Origin of the sequence: Bradyrhizobium sp. AZCC 1721 (genome assembly GCF_036924715.1) — a bacterium.
Taxonomy (GTDB): Bacteria; Pseudomonadota; Alphaproteobacteria; order Rhizobiales; family Xanthobacteraceae; genus Bradyrhizobium.
This window is the reverse complement of sequence record NZ_JAZHSB010000001.1, coordinates 2,236,651-2,254,634: the sequence shown is the minus strand read 5'-3', so window position 1 is coordinate 2,254,634 and position 17,984 is coordinate 2,236,651. Positions and strand designations below refer to the sequence as shown.

The 17,984-nt window shown below is 60.3% G+C and carries 4 protein-coding genes; 3 read left to right on the top strand and 1 reads right to left on the bottom strand.

Annotation, left to right across the window (positions count from 1 at the left end):
- Positions 1 to 66 precede the first annotated feature (66 nt).
- The 3 genes from V1273_RS10770 (at position 67) to V1273_RS10760 (ending at position 4,840) form a co-directional block, all read left to right on the top strand.
- Complete coding sequence (locus tag V1273_RS10770) at positions 67 to 2,364, top strand: type I secretion system permease/ATPase (RefSeq protein WP_334409566.1); 2,298 nt, start codon at positions 67 to 69, stop codon at positions 2,362 to 2,364.
- Positions 2,351 to 3,604 carry an HlyD family type I secretion periplasmic adaptor subunit gene (locus V1273_RS10765; protein WP_334367668.1) on the top strand — a complete coding sequence of 418 codons (1,254 nt, stop codon included), beginning with the start codon at positions 2,351 to 2,353 and terminating at the stop codon, positions 3,602 to 3,604. The genes V1273_RS10770 and V1273_RS10765 overlap by 14 nt, the downstream gene beginning before the upstream one ends.
- A 255-nt stretch (positions 3,605 to 3,859) precedes the next feature.
- Positions 3,860 to 4,840, top strand: a complete 981-nt coding sequence (locus V1273_RS10760) for a transglutaminase-like cysteine peptidase (RefSeq protein WP_334367667.1) — start codon at positions 3,860 to 3,862, stop codon at positions 4,838 to 4,840.
- Between the two features lie 84 nt (positions 4,841 to 4,924).
- Here the strand turns inward: V1273_RS10760 and V1273_RS10755 are convergent, their stop codons facing one another.
- Complete coding sequence (locus V1273_RS10755) at positions 4,925 to 17,881, bottom strand: DUF5801 repeats-in-toxin domain-containing protein (protein WP_334409564.1); 12,957 nt, start codon at positions 17,879 to 17,881, stop codon at positions 4,925 to 4,927.
- Positions 17,882 to 17,984 lie beyond the last annotated feature (103 nt).

Below are 17,984 nucleotides of genomic sequence, written 5' to 3'. Positions count from 1 at the left end.
GGCGATTTATTATATTCTGACGGCTTATTAGCCGCGTCGGTTGCGCGGGTCTTATTTACTTTACTGATGATCAGAGGCACTAGGTTGTTCTCCCGGACCTCCAAACAGGCGCAAGCCCGGCCGGCCAAAGACGAGGCGGACGGGGTCGTTAGCGCCGCCGACGTCCATCGGCCAGGTCGGGACCCCCTCGCAGCATCTCTGACCTATCTGGCTGCCCATCATGGCCGAGCGGTAAGTCGCGAGGCGTTGCTGGGCGGGTTGCCCATCCTTGATGGACGGCTGTCGGTCGCCCTCTATGACCGTGCCGCGAGGCGGGCCGGACTGGAAACGGAGGCGATCAAGCGGGACATCCTCGACATTCCCGCCATCGTTCTCCCTGCGGTCCTGATCATGAAGACCGGCAAGGCGCTGATCCTTCTGGGAATCGATCAGGCCAGCCAAAGCGCCAAGATCCTAGACCCGACGAACCAGCCTGCCGCGCCGCAGGTTCAGAGCATCAAAGCGCTTCATGCGGATTACACGGGCTACACCTTCCTGGTGAGAGCTGCGGCCGAAGCCAATGCGCGAGCGGTTGCCGCAGGAGATCTTCCCCGGAGCCACTGGTTCTGGTCGGTCGTCAAGGTGCATTGGCGCAGCTACGGGCACGTCGCTCTCGCAGCCTTTCTGATAAACATGCTCGCGCTGGCGACGCCGCTGTTCACCATGAGCGTGTACGATAGAGTCATTCCGAACGGCGCGCTCCCTTCTCTGGTCGCGCTGGCGATCGGAATGGGTATCGCGATCGTTTTCGACTTCGTGCTGCGCACCGTGCGGAGCCGCATCATCGACATGACCGGAAAGACCGCAGACGTCGTTCTCGCCGCCAACATCTTCGAACACGTGATGGCGGTGAAGATGGCGCAGCGTCCAACCTCAGTCGGCATCATCGCCAATCAGCTTCGTGACTTCGATTCGGTTCGCGAGTTCTTCACGTCCGGCAGCGTGGTCTCTGCAACGGACCTCGTTTTCGCCGTGCTCTTCATCGCCATCCTGTTCACGATTGCCGGTCCGCTGGCGTGGATTCCGCTCGTGATGCTGCCAATCATGATCGCGCTCGGATTTACCATGCAGCGTCCGCTCGACCGCGCCATAAAACGAATGCAGGCCGAGTCCGCGGCACGCCATGGCGTGCTGGTGGAGTCCCTCGCGGGGATGGAAACGGTCCGTGCAACAGGCGCCGAGGCCCGAATGCAAACGGCCTGGGAACGGTCGGTCGCAGCAACCGCGCGGTCGGGAGAAGACGTCCATTTCTGGTCGTCGCTGACGTTGACGAGCGCGAATGCGGCGCAACAGCTTACCAGCCTCCTTCTGCTCATCGTCGGCGTGTTTCTCATTCTCGACGGCAAGCTCAGCGTTGGCGCCCTCGTTGCTGCCAATATGCTGGCTGGCAGGGTTTTGGCGCCGATTGCCGGGATCGCGTCCGTCATCACACGCGGCACCCAGACATTGTCTGCGCTCAAGTCGATCGACCGTATCATGTCGCTGGAACGCGAGCGGTCTCCGCAGCGCGCCTATGTCGCCCGCACAATCGAGCAGGGCCGCATCAGCTTCGAAAACGTCAGCTTCTCGTATCCGAACGCGCCCGGCAAAGCGCTCGACAAGGTTTCCTTCAAGATCGAGGCCGGCGAACGAATTGGAATTATCGGCCGTGTCGGCTCCGGCAAGACAACGGTCGGACGTCTCCTGCTCAGTTTCTACGAGGCGGAAGAAGGACGCATCCTGATCGACGGCGTGGACTCCCGGCAATATGACCCGTCGGACCTGCGCGCCGGCATCGGATTTGCGATGCAGGACACCGACCTCTTCTTCGGGAAGCTGCGCGACAACATTGCGCTGGGCAAGCCCGAGGCGACGGACGAAGAGGTGCTTGCTGCGGCACGTTTGTCCGGCGTCGAGAGCTTTATCGCCGGCCATCCCATGGGATACGACATGCCCATCGCCGAAGGTGGCCGCAGTCTTTCGGGCGGGCAGAAACAGGCGATCGGGCTGGCGCGCGTGCTCATCAGGAAGCCTCGCGTGCTGTTCCTGGACGAACCCACCGCGCATTTTGATGTGCGCAGCGAAACTGAATTCCTGGAACGGCTCAAGGGCATGCGCGGAGAACAGATGACCATCATCATCTCCACCCATCGCCTTTCGCTTCTCGGAATGGTCGATCGTCTGCTGCTGTTTGACAATGGTCGGCTGGTTGCAGACGGACCACGGGACAAGGTCCTCGCTCTGCTGCAAGGCAAGCCTGCGGCAGCTCCGCCCGAAACCGTGGCGCAACCCACTGTCGCGCCTCGCGCAGCAGCCCTGGTGCAAAATCCCAATGCCGGCATCTGATTTTGCCTTCGCCAATGACATCCGTGCGGCAGCAGCAATGCGCACGCCACGAACCTCGCGCATGCTCTTGCAGGCTTTCCTCGCCCTGCTCGTGACGTTTCTGGTCTGGGCGCATTTCGCGGTCCTCGAGGAAGTCAAACGGGGCAATGGCCGCGTCGTGCCTTCCCGCCAGACCCAGGTCGTCCAGACCCTTGAAGGCGGTATCGTCGGTGACATCCTCGTTCAGGAGGGCGCCATCGTTAATCAGGGCCAGTCGCTGATGCGAATCGACGACACCAAATTCGCGTCCGAGTTTGGTGAGATCAGGGAACGACGCGGTGCGATGGCGGCGCGCGTTGCACGACTAGAGGCAGAGGCGCGCGGACGAAGCGAGATCACGTTCCCCGAACAACTCGACCAAGTGGTTCCGGCGGCAGTCGCTACCGAGACCAGCGTTTTCAAGATGCGTGGACAAAAGTTGGCGCAGGATGTGGACGTCCTAAAGCAACAGGTAACCAGACTGACGGGCACGCTCAAGCTTCTGGAACGCGAACTCGAACTCACCCGCAGGCTCTATGAGCAGAAGGTCGTACCCGAGATCGAGATGCTGCGGCTCGACCGCCAGGCCACCGAAATGCGCGGGCAGCTCGCCGAGGCACAATCGAAGATCGCCAATACCCTTGCGTCCTTTCGATCGCAGGCAGACGAAGATCTGGCCAAATCAAAGGGAGATCTTGCGGTGCTCGATGAAAACATCAAATCCGCGCAAGATCGTGTGCGACGCACTGACCTGAAGGCGCCGGTGCATGGCATCGTTAATAAATTGAACGTGACGACGATCGGTGCGGTGGTTCAGCCCGGCGCCAATGTGATGGATATCATCCCACTGGATGACACGCTGCTGGTGGAAGGCCGCATACGGCCCCAGGATATCGCCTTCATCCGCCCCAATCAGGACGCGGTGGTAAAGCTCTCGGCCTATGACTCGTCGGTGTACGGCTCGCTAAAGGGCAAGGTGGAGCGGATAAGTGCCGATACTATCGTCGATGATAAGGCGGCCGACCGGTCGGAGCGCCAGGAAACCTTTTATCGCGTGATGGTTCGTACCGATAAAAACCATCTCGGCACGACCGAAAACTCTTTGCCGATCATTCCCGGCATGGTCGCGACGGTCGAGATCCTGACAGGCGAGAAATCCGTGCTCGATTACCTTCTCAAGCCGGCCCGTACCCTGCGGGACGAGGCCATGCGCGAGCGGTGAGCATGTTGCTTAACGGAACGTTGCTGTGACCCGTTCAACTTTGAAGTGATTTTGAGGCATCCGGAAAACCGGCAATTGACAGCCTTTTCCGACATTTCCTCTACCCCTGCCTCCCCTTAACTCACCATAAGCGGCGAAGGCCGCAGTTTCCGTCCCGATAACAGATTGGGGCGGCCGATCGACGCAAAGACGTTGACTGACGCTCCTGACAAAGGGGACGTCATGACGCCGCGCGTAAAACTGCGGAGCCCACGCTTGCATACGTTGGCCGCGGGGATCATTCTCGCGCTCTGTGTTGGCGCTGCATCCGAAGCATTGGCTGCCGAGGATGCGTCGCTGGAAGAGGCCAGGGCAGATCTCGCGCCGGGCGGCGACCAGGCGTCGCCGGCGAAATTCTTCAGCATCAATGCCGTCCTTGCCAAGCATGATCGTCAGCGTGATCGGAGCATCACCGATGCGGTCCGCCTCGCCGCCCTCACCCCTTCGAACACGGCAACGGATGCGCCGCCTGCGCTTAGGGAAGCGCCCGCGGTAGGTGCCGAACCGTTCGGATTGTTCACATTCCGCGCGCCCGACGGCCTCCTCTGGCGCAAATGGCGCGGTGTCGAAGCCGCCTTGGTGAAGGAGCAGGCTATCCTCGATCATTGCCGGGCGGACGCCGACAATTGTCCCGCCCACGCCGCCCAATTCCTGCGGCTCGTCAACGCGGTCGGGGCGAAGTTGGGACGCGACAAGCTTGATGAGGCCAACCGGGGCGTCAACGCGGCCGTCCGCTACGTCAGCGACCTCTCCCAGCACGGCGAGCCCGATCGATGGAGCACGCCGCTTGCGACGTTCGCGTCGGCGAAAGGCGACTGCGAAGATTATGCGGTCGCCAAATATGTCGCGCTGAGCGCCGCGGGCTTTCCCCGCAACGACCTGCAGCTCGTGCTGGTCCGCGACCGTATGGTCCGTCAGGACCACGCGGTATTGGCGGCGCGTGTGGACGGCCACTGGCTGTTGCTGGACAACCGGTTCTCGACGTTGATAGCGGATTCCGAAGCCACGCGCTTCACGCCGCTGTTCGCGATCGATCATCAGGGCGTTCACCTCTTCGCCACGCCCTATGCGAACCGCCCGCTTGTAGGCGGTGAACTCGAGGCGGCGCCGGCTGCGGACGTCAGCGGCAAGGCTATTGGCGTCGGTGCGCCAGCAGATAGCGCATCCGGGCTGAACACCCTGCCCCTGCTGATGTAGCGCATACGCTCCGCGCCCATCGGAGCGGCAAGACAAAAGCCCGCCGGACCGATCCGGCGGGCTTCTTCAATTCGGTGCGTCAGCTCAGAGACCCGGCTGCAGATGAGCCGTATCCACCGTACCGCCGGCCTGGATGACGGCAAGAGCCATCTTCGCAGCCGCTGCCGAGGTGTCGCCGAAGGCGTCGTGCGTGAGCGGCTGGTCGGCGGTAGCGAAATGCGTCAGCTCGCCTTCGCCTTGGGAGCCCAGTCCCCCCGGCGGGAAGCTCAGCTCGCCATGGCCCGGTCCGAAGTCGAGGATCTGGTCGAACCCATGCGGCAGCTCGTGGTAGGCCGTATCGGCCGGAGCAGATGCCCCGAGCGACGCATCGAGATCGACCTCGACGAAGGTGCCGATGGTGCCGTCGGCATAAGTAAACGAACCGACCCCCGCAATCGTCTGTCCGTCGATGGGAGTACCAGCCGTCGTCGCAAGATCGATGCTCTTGATGCCGAGATCGCTGAGCTTGATCAGTTCGCCGTCCTCGCTGACGCCGTTGTGATTGGCGTCCTGCCACATCACGAGATCGCCAAACGCCTGATCCTTAGCGTCGATCACGCCATCATCGTTGCCGTCGAGGCTCGCCAGCGCGGCGATACCGTCGGCGAAGTGGCCGCCATTAAAGTTCGGCGTGAACAGCTCGTTGCCACTTTCGATCTTGCCGGAGCCGTCGAGATCCAGCGCAAGAATGCCGTCCTGGCCATCGGCGGTCCAGGCAGTCTGGTCTTGTGCACCATCGCCATTGATGTCGAACTGGACCCCGTCGCTGATGGAGCTGAACGAAATGCCGTGAGCTCCGAGATCAAGAACGATAGGATCGACGCGCCCGTTCCCGACCAACGTCGCGAGGCTGGTCCCGCCACTCGTCAGGGTAACATTCTCCAGATCGACAAGGATATCGTTATTGTCGCTCTGGCTATTGGCCACCTGCTCGTAAACATAGGTGTGGTTGACACCGTCGATCGTGGCCGTGAAAGCTACCGTAGCGCCGCCGCTGCCCAAATCGTTTTGCTGTAGATAATCGACTACAGCAGCGACATCCTGGATTGAATCAAGCGTGAGCGCGCTACTGAAGGTGTCCGCATCATCAAACGTGATAATGCCGTTCGAAATGGCGTGCGATCTTACCTGATTTCCACCGATCGTCAGGTCCGAGTTGGATCCGTTCGTACCCACCGTATTCGACGCAGCAAAAGGCGTGCCACTGAGCGTTAGCTTGTCAGCAGTAACATTGAAGTCCTTGATAATATCGTAGCCGGCAATCGTTCCGCCGTCTCCGCTGCCTCCGATAGTAACTGCAGATTCGCCACTAAAGATGCTAAACGTATCCCCGCTAGCACCACCAAACATGATGTCGCGCCCGTCGCCACCGTTAAGTGTATCGGCGAGATCGTTGCCGATCAGAACGTCATTTCCATTATCGCCGTTAAGCGCGTTGGAAGCCCCAGACCTACCGATCAGAATTTCGTTGGAGCTACCACCGGTCAGGGTCGTTGTGCTCGTCGATCTGTTGTCGATCGTCACTGTGACAGCCGCCGCCGTGGCAGATCCATCAGTGGCCTTATAGGTGAACGAGCCGTTGTTACCGCCGTTCAAGTTGCTCCCGTCATCCGTAAACGTGACGGACCCGCCGTTGCCTGTCCCGGCCGCATGCGAGGTCATACCGCTGGTGCCTGCGCTGACCGCAGTGACATCCAGTACGTTGTCCAGGTCGGTATCGTTGCCTACCAGCGCCCATTCCGGGATCACAACGGCTGCATTGTTGCCGATATTGGTAATGACCGTATCTGCGGCAGCAGTCGGCGCATCGTTCACCGCGGTGATGTTGATCGTCGCGGTATCGGTGGCGGTCAGCGAGCCACCGCTGCCGGTGTCGCCGGTGTCGTTGACCAGCAGCGTCAGCGTCGTATTCGCCGGCGGTGCATCCACATTGGCGTTATAGACGATCGTACCGCCACTTCCGAACCAACCCCCATTGGTATCGGTGCCGGCCAGCAGATTGTTGAGCTCCTCGAGCGTCCCGGTGACCGTGACAGAGGAGGTCCCGCTGCCGGTGATACTATTGATACCGCTGTTGCCGGCCGTAACGGTCAGCGTTCCAGTTCCGACCGACAATGTCATGGAGATGACGTTGCTGCCCGCATCGATGTCGGCAATCGACATACCGGTGTTGTGGAGGTTCAGGTTCGTCTGCTCGGTTGCGCTGTAGGACGCCGGCGTAATCGTCGCCGTCGGCGCGTCGTTCGCCGCCTGTAGATCGAGCGTAAGCGTATCCGTATCGGATTTTGCACCGCCGGTACCGAGATTACCACCGTCGTTAGTTGTAACGGTAAGCGTCACGTCGGTGCTGGAATTGGCAACCGGAGTGTAGGTTACGCTCTGCGCCGCGTTCGACAAGAACGCGTTGATATTATCCACCGTTCCCGTGAGGGTCAGCGCCGTGGCCGAGCCGCCGACCGTAACGCCGCCGGCAGAGATCGCCGATAGCGCACCGCTGCCGATCGAAAGCGTAACGGTGACGTTACCAGTGCCCGCATCAGCATCGGAAATCTGGATGGTAGTAAGCCGCGCAGCCGTATCCTCGGCGATCGCAATCAAATCAGGCAGAACATTGACCGGCGCATCGTTCACCGCGGTGACGTTGATCGTCGCGGTATCGGCGGCGTTCAGCGAGCCACCGCTGCCGGTGTCGCCTGTGTCATTGACCAGCAGAGTTAGCGTCGTATTCGCCGGCGGCGCATTCACATTGGCGTTGTAGACGATCGTGCCGCCACTTCCGACCCCTCCCCCATTTGTGTCGGTGCCGGCCAGCAGATTGTTGAGCTCCGCGAGTGTGCCGGTGATCGTGACTGAGGAAGTCCCATTGCCGGTGATGCTGTCGACGCCACTGTTACCGGCCCCCACGGTCAGGACTCCAGTTCCGACCGACAAAGTCATGGAGATGACATTGCTGCCCGCATCGATGTCGCCCACCGAAAGGCCGGTGTTGTGGAGGTTCAGGTTCGTTTGCTCTGTTGCGCTGTAGGAAGCCAGCGTAATCGTCGCCGTCGGCGCGTCGTTCACCGAATTGACAGTGACCGATGCCGTATCGGTGGCGCTCGAGAACGCAGAGCTGCCGCCGTTGGACGAGGCGTCCACCTTGGTGCCGGCGGTGCCGGTGCTCTCATCCCAAGCGCGGAACGTGATGCCGTCTGTCACCGTGCCGTTGTAATCGGCTGACGGCTTGAAATACAGCCGGGTACCGGCATCTGCTGCAAGCAGCAGCGCGCCGGTGCTGCTGACCGCTCCCACCGCAGCCCAAGTGACTCCATTGTTGGTCGAGTAGTGCCAGGTGCCGTTCGCGCTGTTGGTAGCCGTGATGGCAATGCCCAGGCCAGGACCATCTGCATCCGTCACGTTATCAAAGCCGCCGCCGGCCGTATCGACCAGTGCGGAGACAAGCGTGCCTACGGCGCCGGACGGCGCAGGCGCATCTTCATTGACGGCCGCAATGACCGGTGAATCCGTGGCGTCGAGAACCGGCGCTTCGTTTACATTGTTGACGTTGATCGTCAGCGTCGAGCTGCCGGTATCGCCGTCATTGTCCGTCAAAGTGTAGGTGAAGGGACGGCCGAAATTGGACGTGATCGTGGACGGCGGCGTGTAGGCATAGGCGCCGTCATCCAGATCAATGACGAAACTCTCGCCGGCGCTGCCGGTGAACGTGATCGTCAACTGGTTGGTGGTAGCATTGAAAGTGGCGGTGTTCGACCCCGAACCCGACGTGGTGATCGCGTCAGTCGCAGGGTTGTAAGTGTAGGTCTTGCCGCCGATTTCGATCGACTTCACATATCCGCCGTCAGCACCGAACGAAGTCGGAATGCTGCCGTCGATCACCGAGCCCGAAATCGACGGACTTATCGTCCCCGCCAGGCTCGACTGGAGCTGGTTGAGGTCGGTGACGATCAGGGCATCCGTATCGGTGCCGGCGCCGGTGCCGTCATAGGCCAGCGGATCGAGGTAGGTGCTGGGCGCCGAGGAGCCCAGTCCGATTGCATAAGATACGACGTCGTTGGCGTTGACGAAGTTGACCCAATCCGTGAGTTCGTCGCCGGACACTTGTTCGCTGGTCGGATCTGGTTGCCCGTCCGAAATGAAGTAGGAAACATTGCGCACACCGGCCGTCGTCAGCTTGCCCGCATCATCGAAGGCGTCAGGCGCAAGCGACGTGGCATCGTCGTAGTCGGTGCCATCATTCGCCGTCAGGCCATCAATGTAGGTCTTTGCATCCGCGACCGACAGCCACACGCTGCCCTGCTTCTGCGCGGAGTCGTTGAACTTGATGATCTGGACCTTGACGTCGCCAACGGCGTCATACTGATCGAGCAATTCCTTGGCAGCCGCCTTGAGCAGGTCGAGGCGCGTTGCGTAACCGGAGACGCCTGAACTGAAGTCCATACTTCCGGAACGATCGAGGATCAGCAGGATGTTGGTGTCCGAGGATCCCTCGGTCACGGTCTTGACGATCGGCGCGGCGACCGGAATGTCGTCATCGATGGTGATGGCCAACGTGCCGGTAGCCTTGTCGGCGATAGGCAGCGTGGCGTCCTTGACCTGGTAGGTCAGGTTGACGGTCGCGTCGTTCTCGTTGTTGCCCGCATCATGGAGAACCGGCTTCAGCAGCGTGAACACATAGTTGCCGTTGCCATTGTCCGACCCGCCATCCACGACGACCGTGAAGATCGCGCCGCGCGCGGCGGACGATGCGATCAGGGTATTGTTGGTGGCGTTCCAGCTATACGTAACGCTCTCGGAACCAACCAGACCTGTCGTGCCGTCCATCGGCGCGAAGTTGATCGGATCCGAGGCCGCTTTGCCGTCCGTGTTGTAGTTGTGCGGCAAGGTGCCGCTGGCGCTGATGGCCTGCCCGGACAGGTCGTCAGCGAAGGCACTGCCCGCAATACCGTTCGGAAGACCTTCGTCGTCCACCGAAGCCGAGATGTTTCCTGCGGTCGGCAACGAGTTCGTCTGGACGCTGCTAAGCGTGACGGTTGCCGTTGAAGTATCGCCGTCGCCGTCCTTGATCGTGTAGGTGAAGCTGTCAGCACCCGTGTAGCCAGCGTCCGGCGTATAGGTGAAGGTGCCGTTGTTGTTGTACACGACGGTGCCGTGCGCGCCGTTGGTGACGCTAACTTGGCCGATGAGCGGCGAATTATCCGTATCGACACCATCGGCGCCGAACTTGTCGTTGGCCAACAAGCCGGTCAAAAGCGTCGCATCGGTGATGGTCGCTGCCCAGATGTCGTTCACCGCTGTTGGGGCGTCGTCGACGATATTGATTTTGATCGTCGACGTAGCAGTTTCGCCGTCGTTGTCCGTAGCTACGACGCTCAGGTTTTCGGGCAGGCCGTTGTTACCCTGCAGCGAAGCATGCTGCTCGTTGTCAACGAGCGTGTAGCTGTAGCTTACGGTGGTGCCGTTGAACGCGGTTACTGCAAAAATATTCCCGGTTGCCGTCGCAAACGAAGTGGCGGTAAAAACTCCGTTCGTGACGATGGCGTGACCGTCAATCATCAGGCTGTTGAGCCCGTCGGCCGCCGCAATAGTAAATGTTCCGTTCTGCGAGAGGTTTCCGGTGTCCGGGCTCGAGCCGGCCGACTCGCCTACGCCACGGCTCGCCAGCAGATCGTTTTCTTGGACGGTGATATCGCCGTCTTCGCTGTTGATCCCCGAAATCGTGACGCCGTGATCGGAAATGCCGATCGTCAACGTCGCGGTCGAGACATCCCCGTCGCCGTCGGTCAGCGCATACGTAAAGACGTCGTTCGCAACAACCGGCGACCCGTCGAAACGGGTATAGGTGTAGTCGCCGTTCTCGTTGAGAACGAGCGTGCCGTACTGGCCGATGACCTGGAAGTTTTGCGAGCCGTCCGGCGTCGTGACAGTGGTGACGCCGACGACGCCCGTAACTTTCGCGCCGTCTGCGCCAAGCACGTCTGCGCCGAAATTGGTCGTGCCTACCCCGGTTATGACGTTGCCCGTAGCACTTGAATTGTCGGCGAATGCAAAATCGTCGAAGCCAAAGTAACCGGGGCCGTCGACAACGATCTTGTCGACGCTGCCCAGAACGGAGAGACTCACATATGTCGGCCCACCGGCTGCGCCCTGATGGATCTCCTGCGAAAAGCTGCTGACTTGAACGCCATTCACATAACCATAGACCGTAATGGTCATCGGTTCGGAACCGTTCGCGGAGAACCATGCTCCAAGCGCCGTGAACTTGCTGCCATCGGTATGCGTGATGGTAATCGGGTCGCCCGCCGTTCCGGCGTAGCCCTCTCTCTCCAAGCCATCCCTTTCCCCAATGAAGACAAGGTTGCTGCCCGAGTGAGGCGCATAGTTCGCGAAAGGTCCGGAGCCCGGAGGATTGTAAATACCCGCCTGAATGAAATTGAAACCGTGATAGGGCGACGCAATCGGCGTCTCGCCATTCTCGGCAAGCACGACGTCATCGAAATTCAGGGTTTGCACGGCACTTGAAACGGAGTCGGTATCCGCATTCGCCACCGGCATGTCGTCGTCGACGCCGATCGTGAAGCTACCGTTCACCGCGTCACCGTCGGAATCGGTGGCGGTATAGTTGAACGTCAGGCGGATGTCGTTCTCGTTGTTGCCCGCAGCGTGGTCGAGTTGATCCTTCAGCACGACGCGGAATGCGCCGGCGCCTTCATCGGACAACGATACTTCAATGACGGTGCGTCCACCGGCGACGCCAGTCAGGATGGTGCCATCGGCATTGGTCGAGAACACCACCGCCTCGCCCTTCGAGGTGAGCGCGGACACGCCCGACACGCCGACGCTCGCATTGGCGAACGTCAGGCTGCGATCGCCGACACCATCCGGATGATCCTGGGTCAGCGTGCCGAACGAACCCGAAGTGATGTCCACGCCGCTATCGAGGTTATCGGCACCCCACTTGATGTTGAGGTAGCCTGTTGACGTCGTCTCATTGGCGTCGCCATCCGTGTCGGCAACGTAGTTGTCGCCCGCTTGAGTGTCGTGGCTACCGAACGCGAGCGGTCCAGTCAGACCGTCCTCGTCGACGAAGGTCACGGGAACGAGGCTGACATTGTCGATATAGGCGCCGAGCGAATTCTCCTGCCCGGCCCCTTGGAAGCCGAGCACATCGCCCGCGCCGGTCCCGATCACGCTGACGGTGATCAGTTGCCAGACACCCGCCGTCATGCCCGTCGAGTCGATGGATTTCACCACCTGCCCGTTCCACAACACGTTCAGGCTACCGCTGTCGGCGTTACCCTCGTTGGGACGCGGCGAATAGTAGAACGTCAGTTCATAGGCCTCGCCGGCATGCGTACCGGCAATCACTTGCTGAATGATCGTGTTGGTGTGGCCGGAGTCGTTGTAGTGGTCGCCACCGGACAGATTCCCGCTGCCGAGATCGGAATCGAGCTCGATCAGCGCGTTGCCGTCCTGTGCGAACACGCCGCCGACATTGCCGGTCTGCACTTCGAACGGCACATCACCGTGTGGGCCCGAGGTGCCGATGTCCACGGACTTCCAGCCGTCAACACTATGGTAGATCGACCATTGATTATTGCCGAGATCGTGGCCATGCTCGAAGCTCCCGTTGACTACCAGGTTGTTTGGCGCGACCGCCGACTCGATGATCGGCATATCGTCGTCGATCGAGATCGCCAGCGTGCCTGTCGCCGAGTCCCCGTCCCGATCGGTGACCGTGTAGGTCAGATCGATGTTTATGTTATCTTCATAAGCCGTCTGCGATCCGGCAACGTTGGGATCATCGTGGACGGGATGATCGACCTGGCCAAGCAGCGAGAAGCTATAGGCGCCAGTGGCGGCATTGGTAACCTGGATCTTGAACGCTGCCGTAGCGGTCGCGTGCGCGAGCGTATCTGCCAACGTCGATGCATAGAGCGTGTTGGAGGCGCTATCCCAATAATAGTGAAGCGCCGCATTGCCAGCCGTGACGGCGTTGGCAGCCGTATCGACCACCGCAGCTCCATGCAGCGAAGCGAATCCAACCGAGGCTGGCTCATCCGCCCCGACCGAGAAATTCAAGGTACCGGTAACGGGGGAGAGCGATGCGGCATCATCGCCCGCAGCAATCGTATCGTGGTTACCCGCGGTCAGGTCGTCTTCGTCGACCGATACTATCGCGTTCGATTTCGCAACGGGAATATCGTCCCGGATCTGGATCGTAAACGCACCGGTCGGCAGCTTGACCGTGTCGCCATCGCCGTCGGTAACGATGATGTATTCGGACAGATCAAGCGCTGTCGTCAGCAGGTTTTCGGTGTTGTCACCGTTTTGGCCGTTCAGCGACGGATGATCGATCTGGTCCTTGAGCGTGAAGACATAGGAACCGTTGGACCCGACCGTGAGCGTGAAGACCTCGCGATCGGTGCCGGCCTGGTAACCGGAATTCCCGCCCTGATTGACGTAACCGCGCAGCGTATTGCCGTCGGATACGATCAATATGTCGCCGCCCTTGGACTCCAGGCCGGTGTTGATCGGGCTGTTCTGAACGACGAGATCGAATGCCGTTGAAGCCGGACCATCCGCACCGAAATTGACCAGCGCATTCAGCGCGCCCACGGCAATGGCCGAACCCGTGCCGGTGGTTTCGCCAGTACGATTTGCATCGAGATTGCCCGCGGGCAATCCGTCTTCATCCACGGCAACCGAGATCGTGGCCCCGGTGATCGTCGGGCCGTCATCCTCAAAACGGATCTTGCCGGAAATATCCGCCGAAGCCCTCGCGGGGTCGCCGTCACCATCGGTGACCGTAACCGTGGCAAAAACCTTATTGCTTGCGATCGCAACATACTCGTCCGCGTCGCCCGTATTATTGTGTTCCAGCGAGACGTACTGGACTACTGAAACCTTGCCGGTGACCGGATCGATCGCGATCGCAAACGCCGCCGAGTCGCTTCCGGTATTGGTCGTGCTCGATCCAGAGTCTAGACCGTCATAGCGGCCGACGATCAGATCGCCTTCCTTGAACAGGTAGATGTCCTTGCCATCGGCCGTTTCGAGGCCGGAATTGGTGCCGTTTCCGCCGTTTAAGGTGAGCGAAAACACCTTGGAATTGGAGCTCGCCGCACCGTCGGCGCCGAAATTGGTCGAAACCGTCAGCGCCGCGCCCTCACTCTGCGCAAATCCGATCGCGCCATCGACCTTTTGGGCGCTCGTAAGATGCGGATCCGAGCCCTTGTGGTGAACATTGGCGAACAAATCCCTGACCGCCTGCACCGTCGTATCGTCGTCGGATGACTGAACGTCCGGCGTCTCGTCATGAACAACGGAGAAGCCGCTCGCGGCATTTGCTTCGACCGACGGACCGTCATCGAGGAAGGTGATCAGCTTGCCGATATTGACCGAGTCGGACGACTTGTCGCCGTCGGAATCGGTGACGGTAAGCGTGGCAATGATCTTGCCGTCGAGATTCTGCTGGACCGTCAGCGGGTCGTCGGGCGACGCGTCATTGGCGTTGGTGCCGTTGTCGTTGGTTTCGTTGAAATCGCCGCGGTCGTCATGCTTGATCGAGAGATATTGAGCGACGCTGACCTTGCCGTCTGAATCGATGGCAATCGCGAACGCGACATTGCCGTTGAAGGCGCTGTTGACGTCGGAAACAGTACCGAGGATCAGGCCGTCGGCATTGACGGAAAGGACGATCTTGCCACCGTCGGTCACGAACAGGCCGGAATCCGTTCCGTTGCCGCCTGCCACACTCAATGAGAACCTGTGCGGATAAGGCGGATAGTCCGCGCCGATAGTCGAATCGTCAATAACAACAGCGAAATCCGACCGCGCGTAGGCGATTGCGCCGTTGCCCGAATTGCCACCATTGTTGTCGCCCGGCACGTCCGGATCATCGCCGACGACACCCGTCGCTTCGAGCTTGGCGAACAGATTCCTGACGCTGCTTGCCGTCGTATCGTCCGCCTGGTTGCCTGGAGTTTCGTCGACGGTGACCGAACCCCAACCGAGATCGATATCGGCATGCGGAACGTCATCGGTCACGTTGATCGTGAACTTGCCGGTCAAGGAGATGGTATCGCCATCCTTGTCAGTGAAGGTGACGATGGAGCCAAGGTCGATGTTGGGAATCGAATGCTGGACGCCATTGTCGAGCGGGCCGGAGCGCAGATCGCTGTTCTGGCCGCTACCCTCCGTATGAATCAGTTCGTCATAGAGGCGGAATTCGTACGCGCCGGTCTCGGTGTTCAGGGTGAGCGAGAAAACCGGGTTGCCATTGGGATTGGGCTCGTTGCCCGTGATGATGATTTCGTGGGAGCCAACGGGGCCGTTCGAAATCACATAGGTCAGCAGCTTGCCGTTCTCGCCGTCGCCCTGGGCGGATTGCTTTGAGTACAAGCCAAGCGCGCTCAGTTTCGCAATGGCGTCCGACGAGAAGCCGAATGTCCCCGTCTCGTCAGCACCGACCGAAACCAGGCCAGCCAGCGTGCCCGACACGAACGCGGCACCGGTAAAGATCTCGGTGGTCGAGCCGTCGACATTGCCGCCGTCATACGGGCTGGTGCCCTGCGACCACGGCGTCAGGATGTCGTCCTCATCGACCGTGCGGGCAATGGAGGCGCCCGTCAGAACGGGAATGTCATCCTGCACCTCCATCTTGAACGTTCCAGCACCAAGCGTGATGCTGTCGCCGTCACCGTCGGTGGCAATGACAAAGGCCGATAGGTCCAGCGCTGTCGTCAGCGCGTTTTCGCTATTGTCACCGGCCGTGCCATTCAGCGATGGATGATCGATTTGATCCTTCAGCGTGAACGTGTAGGAGCCATCTGCCCCGACCGTCAGGGTAAAGACTTCGCGGTCGCCGTTCCCAAAGCCCGATCCGGCAGCGCCGGTCTCGACATAGCCATGCAGCGCGGTCCCGTCAGACACGATCAGGACCTGGGCGCCTTGCGACGTTAGACCCGAGTTGACCGGCGTAGCCTGCGTGGCCAGATGGAATGCGTTCGCACCAGCGCCATCGGTTCCGAAATCGACCAGGGAGGTGAGCGAACCGGTGGCAACGGCAGAGCCCGTTCCGGTGACCTCGCCCGTGCGGGCAGCGTCGGCATTGTGACCGACCAACCCGTCCTCGTCGACACGTGCAATTACTGCGTCCTCGCCGATCAGCACCGGACCATCGTCCTGGAAGACGATGCTGGACGTTTCACCGCCGGCGATCTGGATCGTCGCGGAAGATGTCGCGGTGTCGTTGTCGACGTCGGTGATAGTCGCCGTCAGCGTAATGCCAAGGCTTGCAAATACAACCTCGCCCTCATCCTGGTTGGAACTGAGCAGCGTGAGCGCCTTGCTGGAATCGAAATTGTTGCCGTCCTGGCCATGGTCGATTGCCATGTATTGGTCGATCACGAGTTGACCGCCCGACAGGCTGCCTGCGTCGACGAGCGTGATGCGGATCGCGATCGGACCATTGGGATCGTTGCCGACACGACCCACGATCTCTGTGTCACTGACCTTGAACAGATAGATGGTGTCGTCACCGTACAGGCCGCTGGGATCGGTCACCTTCAGTGTGCTGGCGACGCTGCCAGACGGACCGGAGCCCCCCGTTAGCGAGAAGCTGTACTGATAGGTGGTCGACTTCTCGCCGTCAGTTCCGGGATCCTTGACCACGTTGAACAGCGCCTGCAGGGCGCCCTGTCCCTGCTCTTCGCCGCCAACGGCCGTCTTCACTTCGCCGATCGGAACGGAGCCGGTCGGATCCGGCATTGTCGAGCCGGTATCATCAAGCGGTCCCGCGAAGCCGTCGGGATTGGGATCAAAGCCGATCGATTCATCGAGCGATAAAGTCGCCAGTTGCGCAGAACCTTCTACCGGCTCGACCACCGATACGGAAATGGCCGGACCGTCATCGTCGAATGCGACGCCGATGGAATCTGTCGATACGTGCGTAACGACCACGCCGAGCGCATCGGTGACGACTTGCTGAACGAAAACAACGTCCGCGAGTTCGATCCGATCATTCGGATCGAGCGTGTTGCTGTGCTGAACGGCCTCATATTGTGCGACGCTCAGCTTGAGGGAGACGGGATCCAGATAGAGCGCAAAAGCGATTGCGCCGCCGGCGTTGGGGGTCGTGCCGTTCCCTTCACGCGCAACAATGAGATTTCCTTCCGTGAACAGGAAGATCTCATTCCCGGTTGCGGTCGCTTTCAATCCGGTATCGACTCCGGCAAATGCGGCGCCGGCCGACGTAGTCAGCACATAGGCCACCGTACCGGGACCATTGGTGCCGAAGTTGACGTTCGCCGCGGCGATTTCGGACACGGCGCTCTGCGCCCACCCAATCAGTCCGGCCTGCTGGAAGACAGCCGGCAAGAGTGGATTGGCTTGATCATCTGCGGTGAGTTGTACACCGAGCGTCTCGTCATGAACCGTCAAGACGCCCGCGAGCGTGAAGCTGCCCGAGGGCGCGACGTTCGGGGTACCGTTGAAAGTCTCGGGAGTAAGGGCGAAAGTGCCGAGCGACTCCTGTCCGAGCAGGTCGAGCGGATTGCCCGTTGCCAGCGGATCGACGGAGCTATTGCTGAAGTTCGCGCCGCTGGCTTGGGCATTGCCGCCGCCCTCGCCGGCCGCCGGCAAAATCGACTGGTCCGTGGTGATCGGAAACAGGCTTGCGAATTCGCTGACCGAAACGTCGCGCCCCGGCGCCACTTCGATAGTCAGGTTCTTCAGGGCATCATGCCCTGAATCGAAGAACGGCTCGACTGTCACGGTCGACTTGTTGTCGAACAGGATGATCAACCTATCGCCGACATGGACGAGCGTGATCTTCTCATTCGCGATCCCTGAAAAATCGACCTTGACCTTCTGGTCGTAACCGAGATTGACGACCACCGCCTGGTCGCCCATCGGCTTCGTCAGCTTGAAAATTCGGGGAGGTGCGGAACTGTTGGCGAGAGTGGAACCGGAAAGCTGAGCGACCTGAAATTGCGCGTTCATTAGTCTAAGTACTCCGCCAAAAAAAATGCGTTTAATTCAAGTTTGCAAAAAATATTCCAAACTTTTGACGTATTAAGCTATTGTTAACCGTTCCTAGGGTCAA

Excerpts from the sequence above, each read along its gene's own strand:
- V1273_RS10755 (WP_334409564.1), bottom strand. The coding sequence starts at position 17,881 with ATGAACGCGCAATTTCAGGTCGCTCAGCTTTCCGGTTCCACTCTCGCC.
- V1273_RS10770 (WP_334409566.1), top strand. The coding sequence starts at position 67 with ATGATCAGAGGCACTAGGTTGTTCTCCCGGACCTCCAAACAGGCGCAA.
- V1273_RS10765 (WP_334367668.1), top strand. The coding sequence starts at position 2,351 with ATGCCGGCATCTGATTTTGCCTTCGCCAATGACATCCGTGCGGCAGCA.